The sequence below is a fragment of the Streptomyces sp. AC555_RSS877 genome (assembly GCF_019049245.1).
In the GTDB taxonomy this organism is placed as follows: Bacteria; Actinomycetota; Actinomycetes; order Streptomycetales; family Streptomycetaceae; genus Streptomyces.
Window position 1 is genome coordinate 22,379 of the sequence record NZ_JAGMUK010000174.1, and the last position, 7,289, is coordinate 29,667.

Genomic DNA, 7,289 nt, shown 5'->3' on the forward strand with positions numbered 1-7,289 from the left:
CATGTACGGCCCGCCGTCCCCTGCCGCCGCTCTCCGGATGTTCTGCCTGCCGTACGCGGGCAAGGGCGCCAGCCTCTACCGACCGTGGTGGGAGGGCTCCGACCGACGGATCGAGTTCGTACCCGTCCAGTTGCCGGGGCGGGAGAACCGTTTCCGGGAGAGCCTTGTCCACGACCTGCGCGAACTGGTGGCGTCCCTCGCCGCCGACATCGCGCCGCACACGAAGCGGCCCTACGCACTGTTCGGATACTGCATGGGCGCGAGCATCGCGTTCGAGCTGGCCCACCAGCTGTACAACATCACCGGGCACCGGCCTCAGCACCTGGTCGTCGCCGGAGGAACCCCGCCGCACCTGCAGCGGGCCGTGTTGTCGGAGCGTCAGCGCACCGACGAGGAACTGATGACCGAACTGCGCCGGCTGGGCGGCACGCCCGTGGCGGCGCTGGACGACGAGCGTCTCCTCGCGTTCGCCCTGCCCGTGCTCCGCGCCGACTGGTCCGTCGTCGACGGGTACACCTACCGGCCCACCCCCGCGCTGGACGTCCCGATCACGGTCCTCGGCTCCACGGACGACCCCGATGTGCCCACGGACGAGCTGCGGCAGTGGGAGCACCACACGAACGCCGACACCCGGGTCCACGTCTTCCCCGGCGACCACTTTTTCGTGGACCGGTTCCCTGAGGAAGTCCGAGGACTGCTGGTCAGCGAGCTGACCGCAGAACCGGCCGACGCGACGCACCGGCTACCGGCGCACGGGACGACGCCCGAACGTGCTGCCCGGTACGACCACGGCATCGCCGAGGCTCTCGAGGCAAGCGGGCGGCGCGCCCTCGGTGACATCGACACGAACGCGTGGGGCGCAGCGCTTCACGACCTCGACGCCGCCGCTCTCATGGCGATGACCCGTGCCGTCACCGGCGCCGAGAACGGGCCATCCGTCGACGGGCTCGCCGAGCGGCTCCAGGTGGCGCCACGTCACCGGTGGCTGCTCGACCGCTGGGTGGCATCCCTACTGGCGGAGGGCTACGTCGTACGACGGGACGGGGCACTCGTCGCGACGAACCAGGCGGGGCCGCAGCCGGCCGACGACGACAACCGAGTGTCGAGCGCCTGCGCGACGCTCGGCTACGGCGACGAACTGCGCGACTTCTTCCTGCGGTGCAACAGCAACCTCTCCCTGCTGCTCCAGGACAAGCTCACCGTGCAGGAGCTGTGGTTCAAGGGCGGCGGCTTCGCGGTTGCGGAGTCGACCTACCGGGACAACCCCATGGCCCACTACCTGAACGCGGCCCTCGCCGTGGCTGTCGTGCATCACGTGCGGAACCGTGCGGGCAGCACACCGGTCCACGTCCTGGAGCTCGGGGCCGGCATCGGCGCCACCACGAGCACCCTCCTACCGATGCTCGCCGACACGGGTGTCGAGCTGCGCTACGTCTTCAGCGACATCTCACCGGTGTTCCTGAAGACTGCTCGCGAGCGGTACGCCGACTTCCCCTTCGTCGAGTTCGAGTTGATCGACATCAACGGCGGGAGCGGGTCGTCAACGCCGCCCGCTGACGTCGTCCTGTCGGCGAACGTCCTGCACAACGCCCTCGACACAGGGGCGACGCTGGCCCTACTGCGGCGGATGACCGCGGACGACGGAATGCTCGCGTTCGTCGAATCCAGCCGGGAGCACTACCAGCTGATGGCCTCGATGCTCTTCATGCTCTCGGGGGCTGACGGGCGCTCCCGGCCCGGCTCGGCCGACTTCCGGGCCACCGAGAACCGCGTCTGTCTCACCCAGACGGAGTGGCACGAGCAGCTGCGACGGGCCGGCTTCACCCCGACAGCCACCGTGCCGGACGCTAAGCGAGACCCGGCGGCGGTCCTTGAGCAGTATCTCTACGTGGCCTTTCCCGAGATCGCTCAGACGTCTTCACCGGAAACACCCGAACCAACCAGGAGGGCACTGTGACCTCACACAGCGATACTCGGGAAGCCCTGTCCAGGCTTTGGCTGAACGCGCTGGACAGTTCAGCCGAGGAGCAGGTCGCAGACTACGAGCGGTTCTTCCAGTGCGGTGGCAACTCCATCGCCGCGATCAAGCTGTACATGGAAACGGAAGAGCAACTCGCCGTGACAATCGACTCCGCCGAATTCCTGGGAACCCTCGCGGAAGGGGACTTCGGTGATCTCGCCAGGCTTACGGAAGCTGCCGCAGACGCTACAGCCTCCGCTTAGGAGTCCGTTCTTCCTCCGGAGGTTTGCCTACATGTCTGATCATTCCGAAGTCCCGCGTTTTCCGTTCCCGCCATCGTCGGTACCGTACGACCCCGGCCCGGAAATGCGTGAACTCATGGGAAAATGCCCGGTGAACAAGGTCCGCCTGCCTGACGATTCCAGGGCGTGGCTGGTCACCGGCTTCCACGAGACACGTGAAGTGATGATCGATCAGCGTTACTCCCGCGAGCTCGTCTTCGCTCCCGGCCGCCAGGTGTACGGCACGGAGGCGTCTCTCGCTGACAGCATGGTCGGTATGGACCCGCCGGACCACACTCGCCTGCGCAAGCTGGTGGCCGGCCCGTTCACTCAGAAGAGCATCCGCGCGCTCCGCCCGAAAGTCGCCGAGATCGTAGACGATCTGATCGACTCGATGCTCGCCGGGCCCCGTCCAGCAGACCTCGTCCAGTCGTTCTCGCTGATGGTTCCGGCAAGCGTGACATGTGTACTCCTTGGCGTGCCGGCAGCGGACGCCAGCCGCTTCCACGCAATGGCGAACAAGATATTCGGCAGCTGGAGCCGCTCTGAGGACGAGATCGCCAGGGCGTACACCGCCATGGCCGGCTACATGGCGCAGCTGATCGGCCGGAAGCGGAGAGCACCCGGGGACGACCTGATCAGCGGACTTGTCGAAAGCCCCGAGTCAGCCGAGAAACTCTCAGATATCGAACTCGTCAAGTTCTGCGTGGGGCTGCTGGCCGCCGGCCACGAAACCACCGCAAACTCGATCAGCACGTCGTTCGTAGCGCTCAGTCAGCATCCCGACGAGCTGGCCCGGCTGCGCGCCGACCCCGACCTCGCCCCCGCGGCGGTGGAAGAACTCCTGCGGTACGTGATCATCAGTGGCAGCGGATTTATCCCGCTGGCGCGGATCACCCGGGAGGAGGTGTGCCTCGGCGGGGTCACCATCCCAGCTGGGGAAATCGTCTTGCCGACGTTCGACGCCGCCAACCGGGACAGCGCCGCATTTGACGATCCGGACCGGCTTGACGTCGGACGAGCACCCAAGGTCCACCTGAGCTTCGGCGCGGGCGCCCATCACTGCCTCGGCGCGCAGCTCGCCCGGCTGCAACTGCAGGAGGCGTTTCGCGGGCTGCTGACACGGTTGCCCGGTTTGCGGATGGCGGTGCCGATGTCCGCACTCGAGTTCCGTGCGGGGCACCGCATCGCCAACCTGCGTGAGCTCCCTGTCACCTGGGACGACAAATGACGTGACGGGTAACGGTCGAAACCGGGTCTCCGACGACTGATCAGCGCGCACGCCGAGGAAACGCGGGATAACCGTGCCGCCCGGCCGCCATACCATCCGCCGGTGCGGTACGCACATAGGAGGTTTTTTCTGTGTCAGCATCAACACTCGTCGAACTCAACTGGGCGCAGAAAGCATGGCTGATCGGCCCTCACGACGGTATTGCTGATCTTCCCTGGCGCCACCGGTGCCACATGCGCGTGGTTTTGCGGGAGAGAGTGGACATCGCCTCGGTCAGGGCATCATTCGAACGGGTCATCGCACACTTCCCGATGCTGCGGGCTCAGGCGGTGCACAATGCCGATGGCGATGTTGCGCTGAGGATATTGCCGACGGTCTCAGCAAGGAACATGGTCGTCGCAGAGATCGCCGGGGATGACATCGGCGAGGTTCCGCAGGCCATCATGGACAACATGCGCGAGGAAGGCCGGCCCAACATCGGGGTCGTCCTGTTCCAGGATTCCACGCGAACCACCTTGGCGATCGAGGCCGCCCACTTCTTCCTTGACGGCGAATCTCTGGCAGCGGCGGTGTCGTACGCCTTGAGGTTCCTGGAAGGGAAAGAGCCACTGTGGGACGAGGAGGGAAGCGAGGACGACACTCACCGAGCGATACTGCGGTACGAGAGGAGCGCTGCCGCGCTCAGTACCTCGCAGCGCAACATCGCCCGACTGTGCGCCATCGGAGAGAAGGCGGTAGGGCTGGGAAAAGCGGGCCCATACCTCCTGCACACCGAATCATCGATCGGCGGGGCCGGCAGCCGAAGCCTGGGAAGGGCGTGCAGTGCGCTGGCGGCGAGCGCAGGCGTGCCCATGCCCGGCGTGCTGCTGTCACTGTTCCTCATCGCCCGCGGAGCGTTGCTGGACGAACACCACACCTGGCTGGCTGTGTGCTCAGCCAACAGGTTGACGGCCGACGAGCGCAGATACGTGGGCCTGCAGACGCGGCACGGCGCACTGCTGGCCGACCTCGGATCCGGTAGCGAGACCTTCGCTGGGCTCGTACGGCGTATGACCGGGGCGCTGACCGACGCGGTACTCAACTCGAGACATGATCCCGACGACCTGCTTCAGGCGTACCGCACCCGCGGCATCCCGGAAAATCCACCGTGCTTCTTCAATTTCATCAACGGGAGGGCGCTGGGTTCTGGTCTGGAACTGGACGAGATGGCGGGAGTGGAGGAAATGCAGGTCCCGTGGGTATCCGCGCCGAGCGGTCGTTTCGCCCTGGAACTCAACTGCTTCTCCACCTCGGGGTTCGTGGGGACAAGCGTCGAACACGACCCGAAAATCTACCCGAGGGATCGGATGGCGGAGCTGCTGACCGCTGTCCACAACCTGGCTGAGCGGGCTGCACACTTCGGACCAGAAGCTACGGTGGGCCGGCTCCTGGAACAGGCAGAGGCACGAACGGAACCATAGGGCTTGCCTCGCTGTCCGGGCCATGGGAGCTGGTCCCCTCGGACGCTGCCGATGTGCCAGCGGCCGTGACCGCGGTGAGTCCGGGCCTCGCTCGAATTGCGCAGAGCCGCGCACCCGATGAGCAGGTTTGACGAGAGTCACGCAGAGATGGCGAGATTCATGCGTGACTTTGCTCGACTCTGGTCATAGTGTCACCGCCATGCTCTCTGACCGAAGACATCAGCTGATCCTCCGCGTGCTGCGGGCGGACGGTCCCACCAGGGTGGCCGCCCTGGCCGAAAAGGTCGGGGCGAGTCAGGCCACGATCCGGCGCGACCTCGTGCAACTGGAGGACGAGGGGCTGCTCAAGCGGGTCTACGGCGGTGCCGCCCCGGTCGTCGGCGAGGACGACCCGTTCGCCGACGTGGCCGCGGTCCGGGTGGAGGCCAAGGACGCCCTGGCCATCTGGTGCGCCGAACTCGTGCGGGACGGCGAGACGGTGCTGCTCGACATCGGCACCACGGCCCAGCGGGTGGCCCGCCGCCTGCACGGCCGGTCACTGACCGTCATCACCAGCAACCTGGCGGTCTACGAGGAGCTCCAGGACGACAAGGACATCCAGCTGGTCCTGCTGGGCGGCGTGGTCCGGCGCGACTACCGCTCGCTGGTCGGCTTCCTCACCGAGGACAACCTGCGGCAGATCCACGCCGACCGGCTGTTCCTCGGCACCAGCGGCATCCGCCCCGACGGCCAGGTGCTGGACACCACCGCCGTCGAGGTGCCCGTCAAGCGGGCGATGATCGCCGCCAGCGCCCACGTGGTCCTGATGGCGGACGCCGGCAAGTTCCCCGGCACCGGAATGGCCCGGGTCTGCGGCCCCGAGGACCTCGACGTCGTGGTGACCAACGCCCCGGGGGACGACATGACGTGCGGTCGGCTGCGCGAGGCGGGAGTCGAAGTGGTCGAAGTATGAGTATGGCCATCCCGGTAGTGCTTCCTTAGAGGGCATTTGATCTAGACGTATTGCCCTGTATGCCGTAGTAGGTTCCTCGCCAGGTTGGCGTGGTCTCGTCCGTTATGCGTTTGGCGAGGTTGTCGATCGAGGCGAGGTGGATCATGGAGCCTTTTCCAACCTCAGGTCGAGACGTGGTGAAGGATCAGAACGGTCTTCACGATGCCGGTGATCCAGTTGGCACTGCAGCGGAGCTTTCGCAGGAGACGCCAGCTTTTGAAGGTGGCCATGGCCTACTGGCCGATGCATCAGATCCCAGCGTGGCTGCTGTGACGGAGGCGCACTGGCCGGCAGTCGCGCCCGCGCCCGCGTGGAGATGACGGAGCCGTTCCCGGTGAGACGCACCGGGACAGGCCCCTCGCCCGTTCGTTCAGGAAGCCCGGATCGCCCGGTCGATCTCCGCGCCGGTACGGGCCACGACGACGGGCCACCCGTCCCTGAGGGATGCGGGCAGAAGCTCGCGGTCCGCGTCCCGCTGAATCATGGTCGGCCCGCCCGGGACGACGAGCACGGCATCCAGCCGTCGCAGCAGGACGGCCAGGAGGTCCATGATCCCGTCTCCTCCGAAGCGGTTGAAGGTGATGCCGGTCGGACTGTTGAAGTACACACCCGCCTCCTCCCCCTCCGCCGTACTCACCAGCAGGAAGTCCGTCTCGGGGTCCTGCACCACTGCATAGGGGCCGAGGACCTCGTGCGCAGCACTCATGTCCAACGGCGCCGGCTCACCGTTCTCGAACCGGCACACGAAGATGTCAAAACTCATGAAGTCGTTTCTCACCTCAGGTCGGGACGCGCTGAAGGACGACGACGGCCTTCACGATGTCGGTGATCCGGTTGGTACTGCAGCGGAGCTTCCGCAGAAGGCACCAGCCCTTCAGGACGGCCATGGCCTGCTCGCCGAGACAGCGGATCTTGGCGTGGTCGCTGTTGTGCCGCCGCTTCCAGCGTTTGAGTCGGCGGCCCCGGAACGGCACTGCGGGTGCCGATAAATCATCCGGCAAGGTCACGGCCTTGATCACTGTCTCGGGCCGCACCGCGCCGCTCGTCCCGGTGTTTTCACGCGGACCGCGGACCGCGGACGGCGGCATCATGATCCGTCGTGCTCCTGCGCCTGGCCTACGTCGCCGCGACCCACACCTTGACGCTCCTTCGCCTGCTGCCCATGAGCGACCGCGATAAGGACATCGAGATCCTTGCCCTACGGCACCAAATGCTGGTCCTACAACGCCAGGTCGGCAAGCCCGCGTTCACCAACACCCACTGCCTCCTCCTCGCCGGCCTGCTCCACCGCCTCCCGAGAGACAGGCTGCGACAGCTCCTGCTGCTGGTACAGCCGGACACGATCTTGCGCTGGCACCGCGATCTG

Annotated in this window: 6 protein-coding genes and 3 pseudogenes; 6 read left to right on the top strand and 3 right to left on the bottom strand. The window is 66.4% G+C overall.

Annotated features, from left to right (window positions below; all coding sequences use genetic code 11):
- The first annotated feature begins 1 nt into the window (after position 1).
- The 5 genes from KUM49_RS38345 (at position 2) to KUM49_RS38365 (ending at position 5,884) form a co-directional block, all read left to right on the top strand.
- Complete coding sequence (locus tag KUM49_RS38345) at positions 2-1,957, top strand: thioesterase domain-containing protein (RefSeq protein ID WP_217241580.1); 1,956 nt, start codon at positions 2-4, stop codon at positions 1,955-1,957.
- Positions 1,954-2,223, top strand: coding sequence for an acyl carrier protein (locus tag KUM49_RS38350; protein ID WP_217241581.1), 270 nt, complete (start codon positions 1,954-1,956; stop codon positions 2,221-2,223). Before KUM49_RS38345 ends, KUM49_RS38350 begins: the two co-directional genes overlap by 4 nt.
- A gap of 31 nt (positions 2,224-2,254) precedes the next feature.
- Complete coding sequence (locus KUM49_RS38355) at positions 2,255-3,472, top strand: cytochrome P450 (RefSeq protein WP_217241582.1); 1,218 nt, start codon at positions 2,255-2,257, stop codon at positions 3,470-3,472.
- Between the two features lie 131 nt (positions 3,473-3,603).
- Positions 3,604-4,932, top strand: a complete 1,329-nt coding sequence (locus KUM49_RS38360) for a hypothetical protein (protein ID WP_217241583.1) — start codon at positions 3,604-3,606, stop codon at positions 4,930-4,932.
- A gap of 199 nt (positions 4,933-5,131) precedes the next feature.
- Complete coding sequence (locus KUM49_RS38365) at positions 5,132-5,884, top strand: DeoR/GlpR family DNA-binding transcription regulator (protein WP_217241584.1); 753 nt, start codon at positions 5,132-5,134, stop codon at positions 5,882-5,884.
- Between the two features lie 161 nt (positions 5,885-6,045).
- Here KUM49_RS38365 and KUM49_RS49155 read toward each other — a convergent pair.
- The 3 genes and pseudogenes from KUM49_RS49155 to KUM49_RS38375 all read right to left on the bottom strand — a co-directional run.
- Positions 6,046-6,156, bottom strand: a pseudogene (locus KUM49_RS49155) (IS5/IS1182 family transposase); the annotation flags it as partial.
- A 137-nt stretch (positions 6,157-6,293) separates the two neighbouring features.
- Entirely contained in the window at positions 6,294-6,686 is a 393-nt protein-coding gene (locus KUM49_RS38370; protein WP_146192681.1) for a hypothetical protein, read from the bottom strand.
- A 16-nt stretch (positions 6,687-6,702) separates the two neighbouring features.
- A pseudogene (locus tag KUM49_RS38375) lies at positions 6,703-6,897 on the bottom strand (IS5/IS1182 family transposase); the annotation flags it as partial.
- A 125-nt stretch (positions 6,898-7,022) separates the two neighbouring features.
- Between KUM49_RS38375 and KUM49_RS38380 the strand changes: the two are divergent.
- Positions 7,023-7,289, top strand: a pseudogene (locus tag KUM49_RS38380) (integrase); the annotation flags it as partial.